Below are 17894 nucleotides of genomic sequence, written 5' to 3'. Positions count from 1 at the left end.
CATGGTGACCGTCGTCCAGCCAAACGGGAGGCGCCCGTCGGCACGGCTACGAAGCGCGAGCGTCGCAAGCTATACTTCGTCACTTATGCGCGGCCCCGGCAGCCATGCCAGCCACGCGCAGCCAGCTACAAGCCCTTCGCTAGCCATACGAGATTGCGGACTACGACATGATGCGACCGCTGACGATCGCCGCCTGCTTGGCCCTGACCACCGCTGCCTTCGCAGCGCTTGCCCAGGCCCCGGCTGCACCGGCCACCACCGCCCCGGCCGCCGCCGCGGCGTCCACCGCAACCGCGCCGACCGGCAATGCCGAGACCGGCAGGCAGCTAACGTACACCTGCCAGGGTTGTCACGGCGTCGAGGGCTACAAGAACGCCTACCCGAACTACCACGTGCCGCGTATCGGCGGCCAGTCAACGGCGTACCTGACCAACGCACTCACCGACTACAAGAAGGGCACGCGCAAGCACCCGACGATGCAGGCCCAGGCGCAGAGCTTCTCTGACCAGGACATCGCCGACATTGCCGCCTTCCTGTCGACCCTGAAGTGAGTGAGCCCAAGCCCATGACGACTCGTTACCTCGCCATTGCCCTGCTCGCCGCGCTCACCGTGGGTTGCTCGCAGGAATCGCACGAACCGGCCGCCGCTGCCGGCGACCACGCCGAAGCCGCGCATGCCACCTCGTCCTCGGCAGGCCTGCCCTCCGGTCATGTCGCCGCCGGCGAGAAGCTCGCCAGCACCAAGGGCAAGGCCACCGGCCAGTCCTGTGTCGATTGCCACGGCGCCGAAGGCAATGCCCCGATCGATCCGACCTACCCCAAGCTCGGCGGCCAGTACCACGACTACATCGCGCACGCACTGCAGGGCTACCGCGACGGCAAGCGCGAGCACGCCCTGATGTCGAGCCAGGCCAAGGAACTCAGCGATCAGCAGATTGCCGACCTGGCAGCCTACTTCGGCTCGCGCACCGGTCAGCTGCGCGATCTGCACGGCATCGAGTAAGCATCGACTGGCGCCACGCGCGCCAATCAAGCAGAACGGCCCGCGCATGCGGGCCGTTTCGTTTTGTGCGGGCGGGTGCTGGCTGCGGAAAGCCGGCAATTCAGGGCGCCTAGCCGGCATCGGGCCGGCCGCCCCGCCCTCCTGCCTCGCAACGCCGGTACCGCTGCGCCCGACGCGGTTTGCTGCCAACGGCGCATCGCACGGCGGCCGTGGTGCCGCCCAGGTCGGGGGATGGTCTTCGCGGCGGGCGATATGAGCGCGAGTGCTGCCTGCCCGGGCGTCCGGCGCCCCCCGGGGGCGTCAACGGCTGCCGTTTCCTTCCTGCAGCTCGGGCTTGAACGGAATGTCCGGTGGGGGACGCGCGGTCGCGGGCTGATCGTTGAGATTGGGGTCGGCGACGCGACAGCCGCCGCCCAGCTGCAACAGCGACACCGCGCACACCAGCTTCTTGCTGGTGCCAGGAATGGGAACTTCTACCGACTTGACGCCGCGACGCACCCACTCCTCCAGCAGGTTCTCGTGCGGTCGCCAGTACTGGTCGAAAGCGGTCGGCTCGTAGTCCGTCGGGCGACGCTTGAGCCACGTGCCCGATCGGTCGAGGTTGGCGATCTCTTCGCTGATGGTTCCGGGCGGGAATCCCGGAGATGCCGATCCCGGCGGCTCGCCCAGGCGCACGCTGCCGTCGGCGTTGTACAAGCCGGCCGGATCGCCGCGCTGCCCGCCGGGCACGTTGCGGGTTGAATCGCCCCAATCGTCGCCACGCTTGGGTGAGGGCCATCCACCGACGGATGCTGCCGGCTTGGGGCCTTGTCCGGCGGTGCGGCCGGGCGTCGGCGAGGTCGTCGCCGCCGCTCCGGGTGCGCGAGCGCCAGCGGTCGCCGGCGAGGGATTTCCCGTGGTCGGCGCGGCACTGGCCGCGGCCGTCGAGGCTGCTGCCGTCGAGGCTGCTGGCGATGCCGTTGCGGCCGTCGAGCTGGCGGTCGTCGCGGCAGCGGCCTGCGACGGGGAGGGCGACGCCGACGACGGCGCGGGAACATCGCGCGTGCGTGTCTGTGCGGTGCCCGCCTGCAGTACCGGCGCCGCCTGCGGTGTCGCCTCCAGTACCGGCACCGCCACACGGGCGAGCGGCGTGGGGACATCGCGCTGCGACACCTGGGCCTGCGGCGCGACCAGCGCCGGCGTGTCCGCCGTTGAAAGCGAAGGCTGCGGGCGCGGCGCGTTGGGGTTCAGTCGCTGCAGCGGTTCGGGCACCTCGCGCGCCGCGACCGAAGCACTGGGCGCGGCAAGCTCTGGCGATTCCGCGCGCTGCGCGATCGGCGTGGTTGGCGGCAGCACGAACACCGCCGTGGTGTCCGGCGGCGATTGGCTGACGGTGACGCGTTGCTCGGCCTGCACAGGAGGAAGCTGCGGCTCGGGAACGTCGCGCTGCGGGACATCGGGAATGGGCGCATCAAGGGTGGGCGTCGCCACGGACGGCGGGGCGACGCTGGCCGATGCCGCTGCCGGCGACGGCGGCTGCGCCCCCGTCGTAGCGCCCGCCGAGGGTGCCTCGCCCGCCTGCGGTGCGGGCGGTTGCGGCCCGGCCTGCGGGCCGGCGCCCGCTTCTTCGGGGGTGCCGGTGCCGATGAACTCGATCTGCACCACATCCTCGCCTTCCGGCAGCGCTTCGTTGCCGATGTACTGCAGGTACATCAGCCACAGCAGCATCGCCGCGAACAGCACGTGGATGATTGCCGAGACCGCCGCGGCGAACCACCGCACGCGCCGGTCTTCGCGCTCCGGCGGATGCCATTGCTGCCGCCACAGGCTGGCAAACGCCTGCCATCGGGTGAGTTCGTCCGCGCGACGCGGAGGCCGCGCCAGGGGCCGTTGCAACAACGCATCGACGATGGCCGACGACAAGGCGCCTGTCACGGCGCCCTGGCGTTCGAGCATGCTGGCGAACCAGGCCTGCCAGCCCGGCGGGAACGCTCCAGGCGGCACCGGTCGCGGCCGGTACAGTCGCAACCGACGCTGGATGGCTTCGATGAATTCGGCGGCAGAGACCATCGACGACGCCGCGCCGGACTCAGGCCGCGGTGTCGCGGCTGATGTACGGTGCTGCGCCGCTGTCGTGATCGGTGGCGTCGCGCACCGCCGTCACACCGGCAACCTTCTCGAGCAGGGTCTTCTCGATGCCCTGCTTGAGCGTCACATCGGCCATGCCACAGCCGTGGCAACCGCCACCAAAACGCAGGACCACGACGCCTTCTGCGGTCACTTCCTGCACCGAGACGCTGCCGCGGTGCTGGGCCAGCTGCGGATTGATCTCGTGCTCGACCACCCAGCGCACCCGCTCGACCAGCGACGCCGAGTCGGCAGGCACCTCGCCCTTGATCTTGGGCGCGCGGATCTGCAGCTGGCCACCGGTGGCGAGGGTTTCGTAGTCGATCTCGGCGCCATCGAGGTAACTGACGCTGGCGGCCTCCAGCCACAGCGTGAAGCCGTCGCAATCCACCGCCCATTCGTCGCCCTGCAGATCGCCGGGTTCGGCGAACTCCAGGCGCACGTCGGCGCGCGAGGTACCCGCGTGCATCGCCGACAACCGCACTCCGAGTCCCGGCAGGGATTCGCGTTCGATCAACTTGCGGAAATGGGTCTGCGCCGATTCTGAAATCTGGATCATGATTCGTCTGGTCCCGCGCCGGCGGCCGTGCCGGGGGCGCATTGTGCGATGCAATTCCGTACGGATTCGTAAATCCGCATCCTCCGCTATTCTAGCTGTCTGCGTGACGCACGCTTGCGGCACGCCCCACCCGCACCCGCGCCGTCCCGGTTTCGTTCAGTCGGCGCGCAGCCGCAAGGAATCCGCGATGAACGATCTGATCCCGCTCGTACAAGCGCACTGCGTCCCCCGCAGCGGCATCGAACACAAGCTCGGCGAAGCGCGTGTGCGCGAACTGCTGCCGCAGGTGCCCGGCTGGGAGCTGGCCGAGGAAGGCCACGCGCTGGTTCGCACCTACGAGTTCGCCGATTACTACCGCACCATGGCGTTCGTGAATGCGCTGGCGCTGATCGCCCACCGCGAAGACCACCACCCCGACCTGGGCGTGCACTACGACCGCTGCGTGGTGCGCTATTCGACGCACGACGTGGGCGGCCTGAGCGAAAATGACTTCATCTGCGCCGCGAAAGCTGACGCACTGGTGGACTGACATGAACGCGACTTCGGGTACCCATTTCAACACCGGTCGCGCCGGAGTGGGCGCGCTCGTCCTGATCGGGTTGCTGGTCGCGTGCCATCCGCAACAGGAAGGCCCGGCACCGATTCGCCACACCGAACCCACGGTGCTCGACGCGCCCGCGCCCAACTACCCCCTGGCCCTAGCCTGCGAAGGCACGGGCGGATACGTCGAGCTGATGCTGACCATTGGCGTGGATGGGCGGGCGTCGGCATTCCGCCTGACCCGGAGCAGCAAGCTGGATGCGCTGGACCAGGCCGCCCAGGAAGCCGTGCGCGGCTGGAAGTTCAAACCCGCGACCCGCGGTGGCAAGCCCGTGTCCACTCAGATCAAGGTGCCCATCACCTTCACCCCGCCGGCAGTGCGACCGACATCCTGCTTCGCGCTGGACGAAGCGGCCAAGGCGGACGGCTGAGCCGACAGGCCGTGGCAAACCGGCTGCCACGGCAGCCGGCGCGGACCGGGGCCGCGGCCGCGGTTGCCAACGTCAGGTCAGGTCAGACGGTCCAGCACGTCGATCAGTTCCTGTGCCAACGGTGCGTTGAGCTGGTACGGGGCCTTGCCGCCATCGAGGGCGAACTCAAGCGTCGAGGCGTGCAGGAACAGGCGCTTGAGGCCGACCTGCTCACGCAGCTTCTTGTTGACCGCCGGATCGCCGTACTTGTCGTCACCGGCGACCGCGTGCCCGATGTGCTGGGCGTGGACGCGGATCTGGTGGGTGCGTCCGGTTTCGATCCGGACTTCGCAGTAGGACTGTCCGCCGCGGCGCTCCAGCACCCGGAAATGGCTCAACGACGGTTTGCCGTCGCGATGGACCTGGACGTGGCGTTCCCCGCCCTGGCGCAGGCCGATGTGCAGTGGCGCATCGACCGTCATCACGCCGTCGGGCATACGACCGCCCAACAGCGCCATGTAGCGCTTGGCAATCCCGCCGTCCTCGCGCATGAGCGCCTGCATCTCGGTGAGCGCCGAGCGCTTCTTGGCGACGATCAACAGGCCCGACGTGTCCCGATCCAGCCGGTGCACCAGCTCCAGCGTCCGCCCCGGGCGCAACGCGCGCAGGGTCTCGATCGCCCCGAAGCTGATGCCGGAACCGCCATGGCTGGCGACGCCGGACGGCTTGTTCAGGGCCAGCAGGCGCTCGTCCTCGTACACGATCGCGGCATCCAGGGCGTCCATGAAGCCCTTCGGCGGCGCGGTCTTTTCTCCCTGCTCGCTGAGACGAACCGGGGGAATGCGCACTTCGTCGCCGGCCTCGAGCTTGCGCTCGGCCTTGGCGCGGCCGCCATTCACCCGGACCTGGCCGGAACGCACCAGCTTGTAAACCAGCGATCTGGGCGCGCCCTTGAGTTGGCCGAGCAGGAAATTGTCGAGACGTTGACCGTCACGGTCCTCCGGAACGCGCACGCTGCGGGCACCGGCCGGCGCGCCGGGGGAAGCTGAATGGGTCATAGGTGGGGTGTTATCTGTTACACTCGCGACGCGAGATAAGGTTTTGATTTCGCTTGGAGTTGTACCGCCCGAGGCGTGAAACAGTCGCTTCAGGACGGTACGGGGCCGAAAGCCCCCTCCGCGTGATTCCGGCCCGCGCCTGACCACTGCCCTCGGGGTAGCCATGTTAGCAGCGACGGTCCGGCGGAACCGACGCTCGCCGGGTGGGTCATACCACCGGCGCTGAACATCCCCGCGCGGCGCCATGGCTTCATCGCCTGAAGCTGCCGCCGGACCGACTCCGAGCGACGCTTGCGTCGCCGGCCCGCAATTTGGAAAGCAACAGAGCGCTCCCGCGGTATGCCGTGGTGTCGTAGCGCTGGAAATTTGAGGTCACGCCAGCGCGTATTCCGCGCGGCGGGACGCAGTATCCAGAAGCGAAACGCCAGGGCGTTCCGCGCGGTAGAGCGCGCGAGGACGCAACAATGAAGCGAATGCTGATCAACGCCACGCAGGCAGAAGAACTGCGCGTTGCCATCGTCGACGGCCAGAACCTGTACGACATCGACATCGAGCAGCCGGCCAAGGAACAAAAGAAGTCCAACATCTACAAGGGCCGCATCACCCGGCTCGAGCCTTCTCTCGAGGCCGCCTTCGTCGAATACGGCGGCGACCGCCACGGTTTCCTGCCGCTCAAGGAAATCTCCCGCGACTACTTCCAGCCGGGCGTCGACCATAACAAGGCCGGCCTGAAGGAACTCCTGCGCGAAGGCCAGGAAGTGGTGGTGCAGGTCGACAAGGAAGAGCGTGGCAACAAGGGCGCTGCCCTGACCACGTTCATCTCGTTGGCCGGCCGCTACATGGTGCTGATGCCCAACTCGCCGACCGCCGGTGGCGTCTCGCGTCGCATCGAAGGCGACGACCGCGCCGCGCTCAAGCAGGCGATGGACAGCCTCGACATCCCCGACGACATGGGCGTGATCATCCGCACCGCCGGCGTTGGCCGCGATGCCGAAGAGCTGCAGTGGGACCTGAACTACCTGGTCAGCGTGTGGACGGCCATCGCCGGCGCCGCGCTGGACAAGGACCGCAAGGCACCGTTCCTGATCTACCAGGAATCGCGACTGATCATTCGCGCCTTGCGCGACTACATGCGCCCGGACATCGGCGAGATCCTGGTCGACACGCCGGAGATGTACGCCGAGGCGCGCGAGTTCGTCGAACAGGTGATGCCGCACAACCTCAAGAAGCTCAAGCACTACACCGACGACACGCCGCTGTTCAATCGCTTCCAGATCGAATCGCAGATCGAGAACGCCTACGAGCGTGAAGTGCGTCTGCCGTCCGGCGGCGCGCTGGTGATCGACCAGACCGAAGCGCTGACCGCGGTCGACGTGAACTCGGCGCGCGCCACCAAGGGCGGCGACATCGAGGAAACCGCGTTCAACACCAACCTGGAGGCGGCCGAAGAAGTCGCCCGCCAGATGCGCCTGCGCGACCTGGGCGGCCTGGTGGTGATCGACTTCATCGACATGTCCTCGAACAAGCACCAGCGCGACGTCGAGAACCGCCTGCAGAACGCACTGAAGTCCGACCGAGCCCGCGTCCAGCTCGGCCGCATCTCGCGCTTCGGCCTCCTGGAGATGAGCCGCCAGCGCCTGCGTCCGTCGCTGGGCGAGTCGAGCCAGCTGGTCTGCCCGCGCTGCGAAGGCCATGGCCGGATGCGTTCGGTGGAATCGCTGTCGCTGTCGATCCTGCGACTGGCAGAAGAGCACGCGATGAAGGAGAACACCGGGCAGGTCCTGGTGCAGGCTCCCACCGAGATCGCCAACTACCTGCTCAACGAGAAGCGCCGCGCGCTCAGCGAGATCGAGAAGCGCCACGACGCGCCGATCGTGATCGTTGCCGACGAGCAGATGTACACCCCGCATTACGAAGTCACGCGCATTCGCGAGAATGAGCTGGGCGAGGAATCGAGCAAGCCGAGCTACCAGCGCGGCACGCCGCGCAAGCTGGTCACGCATGCGCTGACCAAGGCCAATCTCAACGTGCCGGCCGCGCCTGCGGTGACCAACGTAAAGCCGGCACAGCCGGCGCCGCTGCGCGAGCCCCGCGAAGCGCGCGAGGCGCCAGTGGCCGCCGTGGCCGCCGCACCGGTCCCCGCCCAGATCATCGCCCCGACCCATTCGGTGGGCATGGTCGAGCGGATCCTGCGCTTCTTCCGCGGCACCAAGGTATCCCCGGAAGCCGAAGCCACCCTGGCCGAGCGCACCCAGCAGGACAGCCGCAACCGTGGCGACCGTGGCGATCGCAACGGCCAGCGCCGCGACGGCCGCAGTGGCAAGCAGGGTGGTCGCGAAGGCGGTCGCCGTGACGAGCAGCGTCGTGACGAGTCGCGTCGCAACCCGGCGCCGGCACAGAACGCCGCAGCCGGTGGCCAGGCGCAGGGCCAGGGCCAGCAGGGCCGCCAGCAGCAGCCCAAGCAGGCACAGAAGCCACAAGCCAACGCGCCGGCACCGCGCCAGCCGAAGCCGCAGGCCGAGGAACGCAACGTCGCCAGCCTCGGCACGGCACCGGTCAACCCGCCGCGTCCGCCGCGCAACGAACCCAAGCCCGTCGCAGAGCCGTCCGTCGCCGTGGCCGATGACACCGTCATCGCCGCGCCGGCAACCGTTGCCGCCGTCGCCGTGGCAGGTGCAGCTGTCGCCTCTGTCGACACGACCGCCGCCGAGGCCAATGCCCCGGGCCAGGTGACGTCGGACAACGCGGATACCGCGGCGATCGATGCCGCTGCCGCCGAGGCCGGTGGCCGTCGCCGTCGTGGTCGTCGCGGCGGTCGCCGTCGTCGTCGTGGTGGTGAAGCAGGCGCCGCCGGCGAAGGCATCGACGGTAACGAGCTGTTGATCGGTGACGAAGACGAGGACATGCCGGTGGGCGACGAGGCCCCCGTCTCGACCGCGCAGCGCTCGCAGCCCGAGTTTGACTTCGACGACGACGTGTCCTCGCAGAAGCCTGTCCGTACCAGCGGTGTCGTTGGCTCCGCAGCTGCCGCCATCGCGGCGGCCACGGAATTTGCGGCCAAGGCCGTGGAGCGTGCCGAGAGCGACGGTCCTGCCGTGGTGACGGCAACGCCCGACGCCCCTGCCCCGGTGGCCGACATCGCAGCGCCGGTGTCCGCTCCTGAGCGCACCCATGCGCCGCAGGCAACGGATGGCACGGCACCGGCCGACGTTGCCAGCGCCTCGGTCACCCCGCGCGACGAAGCGTCGATCACGCCTGCCGTGGTTGTCGCGCCGGTGCACGCTGACGTGGTTGAGCCGGCGGTCGCCGCGGCGGAAGCCGTCGAGGCCGTCAACACGCCGACGGAAGTCGTCGTGGTCGAGCCGGCCGTGGTTGAACCCGTCGTGGTCGAGCCGGTCGTCGTGGCGCCGGTTGTGGTCGAACCTGCCAAGGTCGAGCCTGCCGTCATCGAACCTGTGGTCATCGAGCCTGCCGTCGTCGAGCCCAGCTCGCCCACGCCGGCCCCGGTGGAACGCGTCGTCGAACGCGCACCCGTCTCGCCGATGCCCGCCGCACCGGCCGAGGTCATTCCGACCGCGCCGGAGCCCGAGCTTGCGGAACCGCGGGTCGTCGAGCAGACGGAACCCGCGCCCGCGGCAGCCGAACCGACCACCGCGCCCCCCGCCAACGAGTTGCCCCGCGCAACCACCGTCGCCGCGGAACCGGCAACGGCAGCGACCACCGAGGCCGTTGAAACCACGCCCGACAACGCCCCGCAGGCAACACCGGCCGACGACGCCGCTGTCGCGGCCGCTGCGGACGCCGAACCTGCCGCCGGCAACGGCGCCGCGGAAAGCAACGTGGAGCCAGTCGTCGCCGAACCGCGTCTGCCGCGCACCGGCGGACTGTTCGACCTGCCGCCGGAATCCCCGGTCAAGCCGGCCGACGACAAGGACCAGCGCCACGAGGTCTAAAGTCGGCAAGGCCCCGATCGGGCTGAAGTAATCAGAAGGGCCGTGCAGATGCACGGCCCTTCTGCTTTGCGGGTACCCGAAGGACACCGTCGTGGCGATCCCATCAACCCGGCGCGCGTCGCCGCTGGTCTACGGTCTACCGGGGGCCCCGTCGTCCCCGTCGCGGGCACTGCACCGCAATCGCCATCGAGTTTGCAAAGACCTACCCGACCAGACCGCGCTCGGCAGGCATCGCCCATCCAGCGCGTTCCGGACCTGCCCTACCCGGTGTCACCCCGGGCGCACGCTGTGCTCACCCGACGACCAGACCCGGTTCCATCAGACCGTATTGGCTGGCCAGCCGGGCAAGCGCGATGCTGTCGTGGATGTCGAGCTTGTCGAACAAGCGGCTCTTGTGGGTGTTTACCGTCTTGGAGCTCAGGCTCAGCCGTTTGGCGATTTCTTCCTGACGCAGGCCTTGCACCAGCAACAGCGCAATCTCGATCTCGCGCGGCGTCAGCTCGTCGAACGGAGAATTGGAGCCTTCCAGCCCGGACAGCGCCATGTTCTGGGCGATATTGCTGGCGAGGAATCGCCGGCCACGCGAGACCTCCCGAACCGCGCGTACCAACTCCGATGCATCCCCGCCCTTGCCGACGTAGCCCGAGGCACCCGCTTCCAGCAGGCGCTTGGGCATCGGGCCGTCTTCCAGCACGGAGACGATGATCACGCGCGTGGCGTGTTCGCCATGGACCACGCGCTCGGTAACCTCCAGGCCGCTGACACCGGGAAGGTGCAGGTCGCACAGCACGATATCGGGCTTGAGCTTACGGATCAGCGGCATCGCCGTTTCGCCGCTTTCGGCGTCTCCCACGACGTCGATATCGTCTTCGGCTGACAGGATCAGGCGCATACCGGTTCGCACCAGCGCGTGGTCGTCAACGATGAATACTCGGATGGTCATCCCTTACCTCCTCCGCGTGCCGCCCCTGTGCGAGCTACGCTACGCTTGCGCGTGTTGGCGGCGCAATGGCCATAACCCTGAATATCTGCGAGGGAAACCCCGCCGGAACGACACGCCGAAAACGCAGTCGCAGGGGCTTTTTCCTACCGCAACGAAATGGGCCCAGCGGGCCCATGACGTCTGCCAATCGGTTGCAGTTCCGACGGAAGATCGTCCGTTCATTCTCTCCTAGCGCGCGCGGTAAGCCAACGACAGCGCGGCTTTCGCCAGGGGCTACGCGGGTGGATCGAGAGACAACGCGCGCTAGGATGGATGACCGCCCAGCGCTCGCGCCTGGCGCGCCAGCGCCCGCTTGCAACGGTTACCCGGCACGGCATGGGTAGCGAACAGGCACGCGAAGCACGCACGCCATTGGCGACCGCAGGCGCGACCGGAAGAGCCCTTTCATGGTAACCACGGCCTGGCGCTCCCCTGCTGGATCTACCGGCCAACGCCGGCACGATCCGGCTAGGCCTCCCGCAGCTTCCGTATCTCGGCGACCAGATCGGACTTCGCCGCGGAAGGATCCACCTGTGCCCCGAGAATCGTGTCGCACGCCGGGCAGTTGAGGGTGATCGACTTGTGCTGCCCGGACGGGCCCTGACCCAGCAACGGCTTGATGCTCAGCCGCGAAACGATCTGCTCACACTTGGGGCACTTCCCTGCCATGACGGCAACCTCCACGTTGAGAAGGCCCCATGCTACGGCGCAAACGTGAAGAAGAGGCAGTCCCGCTCGTCTGCCGACAACAATCAGCGCCCCCGCGGCGCGCAACGGAGCACGCTCACGCCGAAATGCTGCCGACGTGCCTGTGGCAACTGACAGGGCACGCTGGCCGACCCGGGGCGCTCGGTGAAAAGTGTTTCCGAATGCGGGCGTCGTCGTCGAGAACCATCGACCGACGTAACCTCCCGACGTGTCGCATGAATCGAAGCCGAGCCACCAAGACTCGGCTTGAGTGAACTGTCAGGCTACCGCCCATCCTTCCTGATTGCTGAAGGTTTCATAGCTCACCGACGTGTCAAAGAAGTCGGGAGCATTGCCGGATTTGAGCTCGTACGCGGCGCTGGCGAGTTCCAGTAGCGCCTCGAAATCCATGTCCTCCGGGAATTCGGCGGGGTCTGATAGCACCGACTCATAGAAGTCTCGGCCATTCGCCACGACGCAGCAGCGGGCATAGAGAAAGACGTCAACCGAGAAGTGTTGCTTGTCGTCTACGTAGGCATCCGTGCCTATTTGCTTGGCGTGAGCCAGCGTATCCAGGGCATAGAGCTTTTGACTCAGGATCTCCTCAAACGCCTGGATGTCCTCCAACGACTGTTTGGCCAGCTCCTTGACGGCCGGCTTGAGCACGGCGTCGTCGTCCCCGGTGCGCTTCCAGTTGAACAACCCAATGATTCGCCAGAATTCCTTCTCATCCACTGCGACGTCCTCCCTAAGCAGCCAAACTACGTGATGGATGACCCGTGGGTCGGTGTCACATGCGTACGGCCACCATACTGGATGCGCTTCAGGCAGAGACTGCCTGATCCGAGGAAAGCAGGGTCCGGTACGTCTGCCGGAGGCCGGACGCCGGACGCCGGAGGCAAGGCGCGAGGGGCCCGCGTCAGTAGCAGACCCGCCTTGATCTTGGCGGAGAGAGTGGGATTCGAACCCACGGAAGGTTTTACCCTTCGGCGGTTTTCAAGACCGCTGCCTTAAACCACTCGGCCATCTCTCCGTGTGCCCTCGGCGCGGGGCCGGGGGCGGGCATTCTCGCATGCCCATTGCCGCCTGCGGCTACTTTCTGGCGGCCTTGGCCGAGGGGAAGGTGCCGGGGGGACAGGGCTTGTCGCCGCACTGCAGGCGGGCGGACTCGACCAGTGCCGGGGCGCGCTCGGCGAGGAAGTCGATGAACACGCGCACCGCCGGCAGCATGCCGCGACGCGAGGCGAACACCGCGTGGAAGACGCCCTGCGGCAGGCGCCATTCCGGCAGCACCACTTCGAGTTCGCCACGACGCACCGCCTCGGCGCACACGGTTTCCGGCAGCAGGGTGATGCCGACACCCTGCTGGGCCAGCGCCATCAGCATCGGGAAGTCGAAACCCATCACGCGCGGCTTGAGATCCACGCGTCGCACCTCGCCGTCCGGGCCGTGCAGCTCCCAGCGTTGGCGGGCGTCGTCCTCGCTGATGCTGAGCGTCACGTGCTGAGCCAGGTCGTCGGGATTGACCGGACGCCCCATGCGCTTGAGGTAGCCCGGGCTGGCGACCAGCAGCTCCTGGATCTGACCGAAGCTGCGCATCACCAGGCTGCCGTCGTCGTCGAGCTTGGAACGCACGCGCAACGCCACGTCGATGCCTTCGTTGATGATGTCGACGCGGCGGTTGCTGATGTGCAGCTGCACGCGCACTTGCGGGTACAGCGCTAGGAACTCGGGCAGCAGCTTGGGAACCTGCTGCTGCGCCAACCCCACCGGCACGCTGACCCGGATCACGCCGCGCGGCTCGGCGCTGAGCCGGTCGACGACCTCGTGCGCCGCCTGCGCCTCGGCCAGCATCGACTGCGCGTGACGGTACACGCTGCTGCCGACCTCGGTCACCGCGAACCGGCGCGTGGAGCGCTGCAGCAGACGCACGCCCAGGTCGGTCTCGAGCTGGCTGATGCGGCGGCTCAGACGGGATTTCGGAATGCCGAGCGCGCGCTCGGCGGCGGCGAAGCCGGAATGCTCGACCACCATCGCGAAGTAGTACAGGTCATTGAGGTCGTGCATCGTTTATGTCCATTTGTGGAACAATCAGTGACATTCAAGCTTATTTATCGCACCAACGCAACAGCCTAAAGTCACCTCACTCGGCGCCGACGCCAATTCCACACGAGGTCCACCATGAAGCTGTTGCACATCGATTCGAGCATCCTCGGCCAGAACTCGGCCAGCCGCGAACTCAGCGCTGCGATCGCTGGCCAGTGGACGGCCGCCAACCCCGGGATGCAGGTCGTCTATCGCGATCTGGCCGCGTCCCCGCTGCCGCACCTGAGTGGAAGCTCGCTTGCCGGCGCCGACCCGGCCGAAGCCGCGGAAGCTGCCGCGATCATGGAAGAGTTCCTCGCCGCCGACGTCATCGTGATCGGGGCGCCGATGTACAACTTCAACATCCCCAGCCAACTCAAGGCGTGGATCGATCGCATCGCAATTGCCGGCAAGACGTTCCGCTACACCGCCAACGGCCCGGAAGGCCTGGCGGGCGGAAAGAAAGTGGTCTTCGCCGGGGCGTACGGCGGGCTCCATGCGGCCGATGCGCCCAGCAACTTCATCGAGCCCTACCTGCGCCACATGCTGCGCTTCCTGGGTATCGACGATGTCGAGTTCATCACCGCAGAAGGCCTGGCGATGTCGGCCGAACAGCGCGCCAAATCGCTCCAGTCCGCGCATCAGCGCATCGACGAGGAATGCCCGCTCGCGATGGCAGCCTGAGGTCCGCAGCCTGAGGTCCAGGGCAGCACGCGTTCAACGCGCATCCGGCGTCCCTCTCTCCCGCCGGAAACGTTACGGGCCCGCAATGCGGGCCCGTCTTTTGTCGCGAATTGCGCCGGCTCAGCCGATGCGTTCGAGCCCGCCCATGTACGGGCGCAGCGCTTCGGGCACGCTGATCGAACCGTCGGCCTGCTGGTAATTCTCCATCACCGCAATCATGGCCCGGCCCACGGCGACGCCGGAGCCGTTGAGCGTGTGCGCCAGCTCGGGCTTTCCGGTGACCGGGTTGCGCCAGCGTGCCTGCATGCGACGGGCCTGGAAGGCCTCGCAATTCGAGCACGAGGAAATCTCGCGGTAGGTGTCCTGCGAGGGCAGCCAGACTTCGAGATCGAACGTCTTGGTGGCGCCGAAGCCCATGTCGCCCGTGCACAGCAGCATGCGGCGGTACGGCAGGCCAAGCTTCTCCAGCACCACCTCGGCGCAACGCGTCATGCGCTCGTGCTCGGCGTAGCTTTCGTCGGGACGGGCGATCGACACCAGCTCGACCTTCTCGAACTGGTGCTGGCGGATCATGCCGCGGGTGTCGCGACCATGGCTGCCGGCCTCGGCGCGGAAGCACATCGAGTGCGCCGTCATCCGCACCGGCATCGCGGTGTCTTCGAGGATCTCGTCGCGCACGATGTTGGTCAGCGGCACTTCCGAGGTCGGGATCAGGTAGCGGCGGGTTTCGCCAACCTCGGTCGCGAACAGATCGTCCTCGAACTTGGGCAGCTGGCCGGTGCCGCGCATGCTGTCGGCGTTGACGATCAGCGGCACGTTGGTTTCCTGATAGCCGTGCTCGTCCGTGTGCAGATCGAGCATGAACTGCGCCAGCGCGCGGTGCAGGCGGGCCAGCTGGCCGCGCAGCACGGTGAAGCGCGCACCCGACAGCTTGGCGCCCGCGTCGCCATCGAGCCAGCCGTTGCGCGCGCCCAGGTCGACGTGGTCCTTCACCGCGAAGTCGAACGTTCGCGGCGTGCCCCAGCGGTGTTGCTCGACATTGCCGGACTCGTCGTTGCCGGCGGGCACCGATTCGTGCGGCAGGTTGGGAATGCCCAACGCGATGGCGTCGATCTCGGCCTTGATGGTCTCCAGGCGTGCCTCGCTGGCCTTCAACTCGTCGGCGAGGCCAGCCACCTCGGCCATCAGCGCGGTGACATCCTCGCCCTTGGCCTTGGCCTGCCCGATCGCCTTGGAACGCGTGTTGCGCAGGTTCTGCAGCTCCTGGGTGCGCACCTGGATCTGCTTGCGCTCGCTTTCCAGCGACTCCAGCACGGAGGAATCAAGGACGTAACCACGGCTGTCGCGCAGACGCGCGGCGAGTTCGGCGGGGTTCTGGCGCAGCAGGTTCGGATCGAGCATGGAGGGGACCACGGATGAGCGAGGCGGCGATTATCGCGTGTCGCGGCGCCGCATGCTTGCACCGTTTTGTGGCTTTGCGACCCCCATCGCGAGCGCCCGGACCGACCGTGCCAGAATGCCCGGGCCCCTGCTGCCGAGCTGTCCATGTCCGAACCCACGCTTCCGCCGTCCCCGAGCACGCCCTCCCCGTCCCCGTCGAAGCCGCCGCGTCGGCCGTTCGACTTCAAGGCCTGGAAGCCCTCGCGCGCTGCGTTGCTGTGGACCGCACTGGCATTCGTCGCCGGGCTGTTGCTGTTCTTGATGGTGTGGCTTGGCGGACGCGACACCCAGAAGGATTTCTACCGGGCCGGGCCGGACGCGGCCGGAACGGCGGGGCCGGACTACGCACCGCTGCCGGCGCCGCTGCCGGCCGGTGCCGACAACGCCAGCGGCCTGGGCACCCCGCCCGCGCCGACACGGGAAGACGGCGAGCGTCCGACGCTCGTGGAGACCACCCCACCGCCACCGCCCGCCGCGCCCGTCCCGCCGTCAGCACCGCCGCCACCGCCGAGCGCCGTCACCAGCAGCGCGCCGGAACCGTTGCCGGGCCACACGCCATCGCCGCAGTACCCGAGGCAGGCGCTGCGCCGTGGCGAAAGCGGGACGGTGATCGTGCTGGCGCAGATTGGCCCGGACGGCGTACCCACCGCGGTCAGCGTCGATCAGACCAGCGGCTCGCGCGCGCTCGACCGCGCCGCACTCGATGCGGTACGTCGCTGGCGATTCCGGCCCGCGATGAAGAATGGGCAGCCGACGGTCGACAGCGTTCGCGTGCCGATCGTGTTCAGCCCGTAGCCGCCCTCGCCTGCGACGCAACGGCCGCAGGTATTGGCATATCGCAAGCGTTTGTTGGCGGCCTACGGCGGCGCCCTCCGCGCACCCGGCGCCGAAATAGCTGGAGCGGGCCATCGCGTCGAGATGGCGATCGTCGCGCGGGCGGACACGCCGGTCACGGCGCCACTCGCAGCGCCGCGCGTTCTGGCGGCGATGCGCCCTGCGATTGCAGCCGTACGCCGTCGCCCTAGGCCGCGGCCAGTCCCATGCCCATGCCGGTGGCCAACGCGTCGAAGCCCGGGAACGACGTCGCCACGTTGGCGACATCGCCGATCCGCACCTCGCCATCGGCCAGCTGGGCGGCGATCGCGAAGCTCATCGCGATGCGATGGTCGCCGTGGCTGTTGACGTCGCCGCCGTGCAGGCGCCCGCCTTCGATCACGGCGCCATCGGGCCGTTCCTCGATGTCGGCGCCGAGCGCACGCAGGCCGGTGGCCATGGTCGCGATGCGGTCCGACTCCTTGACGCGCAACTCGGCGGCGCCACTGACGCGAGTGCGCCCGCTGGCGCAGGCAGCGGCGACGAACAATGCCGGGAACTCGTCGATCATGTCCGGCACCAGCGTCACGGGCACGTCGACGCCGTGCAGCGGCGCGTGCCGCACCAGCAGGTCCGCGACCGGCTCGCCGCCGTGTGAGCCGGGGTTCTGCTCGGTGATGTCGGCGCCCATCAGGCGCAAGGCCTGCAGCAGACCGGTGCGACGCGGGTTCAGGCCCACGGCGCGCAGCAGCAGCTCGGAACCGGGCACCACGCTGGCAGCAACCAGGAAGAACGCTGCCGAGGAGAAATCCGCGGGAACCTCGACGTCGCAGGCGCGCAGCACGTGCCCACCGCTGAGCCGCGCCTGGCCCGGCGCAAACGCGATCGGCCAGCCAAACGCGGCGAGCATGCGCTCGCTGTAGTCGCGCGTCGGGTGCGGCTCACGAACGACGGTCTCACCATCGGCATACAGCCCGGCCAGCAGCAACGCCGATTTCACCTGCGCGCTTGCCACCGGCAGTGCGTAGTCGATGCCGTGCAACCGGCGGCCACCGTGGATGCGCAACGGCGGCATGCCGCCGTCGTCGGTGTCGATGCGCGCGCCCATGGCGGCCAGCGGTTCGGTGACGCGGCGCATCGGGCGCCTGGACAGCGAGGCATCGCCGATCAGCACGCTGTCGAACGCCTGCCCGGCCAGCACGCCGGCCAGCAGACGCATGCCGGTCCCGGCATTGCCGCAATCCAGCTCGCCGGACGGCGCGCGCAGGCCATGCAGACCGACACCGTGGACGATGCGCTCGCTGGCGTTGGGCGCCTCGATGCGCACGCCGAGCTGCTCGAACACACGCGCTGTCGCACGGGTGTCCTCGCCTTCGAGGAAGCCGCGGATGCGGGTGGTTCCTTCGGCGATCGCTCCCAGCATCACCGCGCGGTGCGACACCGATTTGTCGCCGGGCACGTGCCATTGCCCGCGCAGCGGACCGCCGCGGGTCGCGATCCAGGCCGGTTGTTGGAGGTTGCTCATCCAATCCCTGTCGATGTGGGGAGAAGCCAGCGTGGCGGCGATGGCCGCC

At 68.3% G+C, this 17894-nt stretch carries 16 protein-coding genes and 1 tRNA gene; 7 read left to right on the top strand and 10 right to left on the bottom strand.

The features are described from left to right. The first annotated feature begins 170 nt into the window (after positions 1 to 170). Both EER27_RS12110 and EER27_RS12105 read left to right on the top strand, forming a co-directional pair. Entirely contained in the window at positions 171 to 551 is a 381-nt protein-coding gene (locus EER27_RS12110; RefSeq protein WP_123088508.1) for a c-type cytochrome, read from the top strand. Positions 552 to 565: 14 nt separating this feature from the next. Beyond that, positions 566 to 1003, top strand: coding sequence for a c-type cytochrome (locus EER27_RS12105; protein WP_123088367.1), 438 nt, complete (start codon positions 566 to 568; stop codon positions 1001 to 1003). Between the two features lie 300 nt (positions 1004 to 1303). Here EER27_RS12105 and EER27_RS12100 read toward each other — a convergent pair whose 3' ends face one another. Further along, complete coding sequence (locus EER27_RS12100) at positions 1304 to 3052, bottom strand: hypothetical protein (protein ID WP_123088366.1); 1749 nt, start codon at positions 3050 to 3052, stop codon at positions 1304 to 1306. A gap of 19 nt (positions 3053 to 3071) precedes the next feature. Next, positions 3072 to 3668 (bottom strand): NfuA family Fe-S biogenesis protein, encoded by a 597-nt coding sequence (locus EER27_RS12095; RefSeq protein WP_123088365.1) that lies wholly within the window; start codon positions 3666 to 3668, stop codon positions 3072 to 3074. A 187-nt stretch (positions 3669 to 3855) separates the two neighbouring features. Here EER27_RS12095 and EER27_RS12090 point away from each other — a divergent pair, with 187 nt between their 5' ends. After that, a complete protein-coding gene (locus tag EER27_RS12090) occupies positions 3856 to 4197 on the top strand; it encodes a 4a-hydroxytetrahydrobiopterin dehydratase (protein ID WP_123088364.1) in 342 nt (113 codons plus the stop codon). 1 nt (position 4198) lies between these two features. After that, positions 4199 to 4639 (top strand): energy transducer TonB, encoded by a 441-nt coding sequence (locus tag EER27_RS12085; protein WP_190285765.1) that lies wholly within the window; start codon positions 4199 to 4201, stop codon positions 4637 to 4639. Between the two features lie 77 nt (positions 4640 to 4716). Here EER27_RS12085 and EER27_RS12080 read toward each other — a convergent pair whose 3' ends face one another. Beyond that, complete coding sequence (locus EER27_RS12080; RefSeq protein WP_123088362.1) at positions 4717 to 5676, bottom strand: RluA family pseudouridine synthase; 960 nt, start codon at positions 5674 to 5676, stop codon at positions 4717 to 4719. A 464-nt stretch (positions 5677 to 6140) separates the two neighbouring features. Between EER27_RS12080 and EER27_RS12075 the strand changes: the two genes are divergently transcribed. Continuing rightward, positions 6141 to 9629, top strand: coding sequence for an Rne/Rng family ribonuclease (locus EER27_RS12075; protein ID WP_123088361.1), 3489 nt, complete (start codon positions 6141 to 6143; stop codon positions 9627 to 9629). Between the two features lie 292 nt (positions 9630 to 9921). On the opposite strand, the gene EER27_RS12070 is transcribed toward EER27_RS12075, so the two are convergent. The 5 genes from EER27_RS12070 to EER27_RS12050 all read right to left on the bottom strand — a co-directional run bounded on the left by EER27_RS12070 (position 9922) and on the right by EER27_RS12050 (position 13365). Continuing rightward, the gene (locus tag EER27_RS12070; RefSeq protein WP_123088360.1) at positions 9922 to 10572 is read right to left on the bottom strand and encodes a response regulator; all 651 of its coding nucleotides are present in this window, start codon (positions 10570 to 10572) and stop codon (positions 9922 to 9924) included. Positions 10573 to 11079: 507 nt separating this feature from the next. Beyond that, positions 11080 to 11280 (bottom strand): hypothetical protein, encoded by a 201-nt coding sequence (locus EER27_RS12065; RefSeq protein ID WP_123088359.1) that lies wholly within the window; start codon positions 11278 to 11280, stop codon positions 11080 to 11082. Positions 11281 to 11577: 297 nt separating this feature from the next. Further along, on the bottom strand, positions 11578 to 12033 hold the full coding sequence (locus EER27_RS12060; RefSeq protein ID WP_123088358.1) for a DUF4240 domain-containing protein: 456 nt from the start codon (positions 12031 to 12033) through the stop codon (positions 11578 to 11580). 208 nt (positions 12034 to 12241) lie between these two features. Further along, a tRNA-Ser gene (locus EER27_RS12055) sits at positions 12242 to 12331 on the bottom strand. A gap of 59 nt (positions 12332 to 12390) precedes the next feature. After that, entirely contained in the window at positions 12391 to 13365 is a 975-nt protein-coding gene (locus EER27_RS12050) for a LysR family transcriptional regulator (RefSeq protein WP_123088357.1), read from the bottom strand. Positions 13366 to 13479: 114 nt separating this feature from the next. Between EER27_RS12050 and EER27_RS12045 the strand changes: the two genes are divergently transcribed. After that, a complete protein-coding gene (locus EER27_RS12045; protein WP_123088356.1) occupies positions 13480 to 14067 on the top strand; it encodes an FMN-dependent NADH-azoreductase in 588 nt (195 codons plus the stop codon). Positions 14068 to 14187: 120 nt separating this feature from the next. Here the strand turns inward: EER27_RS12045 and serS are convergent, their stop codons facing one another. Continuing rightward, positions 14188 to 15468: a serine--tRNA ligase gene (gene serS / locus EER27_RS12040; RefSeq protein WP_123088355.1), complete on the bottom strand. Its 1281-nt coding sequence runs from the start codon at positions 15466 to 15468 to the stop codon at positions 14188 to 14190. A 144-nt stretch (positions 15469 to 15612) separates the two neighbouring features. On the opposite strand from serS, the gene EER27_RS12035 reads away from it, so the two are divergent. Continuing rightward, on the top strand, positions 15613 to 16302 hold the full coding sequence (locus EER27_RS12035; protein WP_123088354.1) for an energy transducer TonB: 690 nt from the start codon (positions 15613 to 15615) through the stop codon (positions 16300 to 16302). Between the two features lie 226 nt (positions 16303 to 16528). Here the strand turns inward: EER27_RS12035 and aroA are convergent, their stop codons facing one another. Beyond that, positions 16529 to 17845 (bottom strand): 3-phosphoshikimate 1-carboxyvinyltransferase, encoded by a 1317-nt coding sequence (gene aroA / locus EER27_RS12030; RefSeq protein WP_123088353.1) that lies wholly within the window; start codon positions 17843 to 17845, stop codon positions 16529 to 16531. Positions 17846 to 17894: the final 49 nt, after the last annotated feature.

It is taken from the genome of Montanilutibacter psychrotolerans (assembly GCF_003719825.1).
Taxonomy (GTDB): Bacteria; Pseudomonadota; Gammaproteobacteria; order Xanthomonadales; family Xanthomonadaceae; genus Montanilutibacter; species Montanilutibacter psychrotolerans.
This window is presented reverse-complemented; position numbering and strand designations above follow the sequence as displayed.

Excerpts from the sequence above, each read along its gene's own strand:
- EER27_RS12110 (WP_123088508.1), top strand. The coding sequence starts at position 171 with ATGCGACCGCTGACGATCGCCGCCTGCTTGGCCCTGACCACCGCTGCC.
- EER27_RS12105 (WP_123088367.1), top strand. The coding sequence starts at position 566 with ATGACGACTCGTTACCTCGCCATTGCCCTGCTCGCCGCGCTCACCGTG.
- EER27_RS12100 (WP_123088366.1), bottom strand. The coding sequence starts at position 3,052 with ATGGTCTCTGCCGCCGAATTCATCGAAGCCATCCAGCGTCGGTTGCGA.
- EER27_RS12095 (WP_123088365.1), bottom strand. The coding sequence starts at position 3,668 with ATGATCCAGATTTCAGAATCGGCGCAGACCCATTTCCGCAAGTTGATC.
- EER27_RS12090 (WP_123088364.1), top strand. The coding sequence starts at position 3,856 with ATGAACGATCTGATCCCGCTCGTACAAGCGCACTGCGTCCCCCGCAGC.
- EER27_RS12085 (WP_190285765.1), top strand. The coding sequence starts at position 4,199 with ATGAACGCGACTTCGGGTACCCATTTCAACACCGGTCGCGCCGGAGTG.
- EER27_RS12080 (WP_123088362.1), bottom strand. The coding sequence starts at position 5,676 with ATGACCCATTCAGCTTCCCCCGGCGCGCCGGCCGGTGCCCGCAGCGTG.
- EER27_RS12075 (WP_123088361.1), top strand. The coding sequence starts at position 6,141 with ATGAAGCGAATGCTGATCAACGCCACGCAGGCAGAAGAACTGCGCGTT.
- EER27_RS12070 (WP_123088360.1), bottom strand. The coding sequence starts at position 10,572 with ATGACCATCCGAGTATTCATCGTTGACGACCACGCGCTGGTGCGAACC.
- EER27_RS12065 (WP_123088359.1), bottom strand. The coding sequence starts at position 11,280 with ATGGCAGGGAAGTGCCCCAAGTGTGAGCAGATCGTTTCGCGGCTGAGC.
- EER27_RS12050 (WP_123088357.1), bottom strand. The coding sequence starts at position 13,365 with ATGCACGACCTCAATGACCTGTACTACTTCGCGATGGTGGTCGAGCAT.
- EER27_RS12045 (WP_123088356.1), top strand. The coding sequence starts at position 13,480 with ATGAAGCTGTTGCACATCGATTCGAGCATCCTCGGCCAGAACTCGGCC.
- serS (WP_123088355.1), bottom strand. The coding sequence starts at position 15,468 with ATGCTCGATCCGAACCTGCTGCGCCAGAACCCCGCCGAACTCGCCGCG.
- EER27_RS12035 (WP_123088354.1), top strand. The coding sequence starts at position 15,613 with ATGTCCGAACCCACGCTTCCGCCGTCCCCGAGCACGCCCTCCCCGTCC.
- aroA (WP_123088353.1), bottom strand. The coding sequence starts at position 17,845 with ATGAGCAACCTCCAACAACCGGCCTGGATCGCGACCCGCGGCGGTCCG.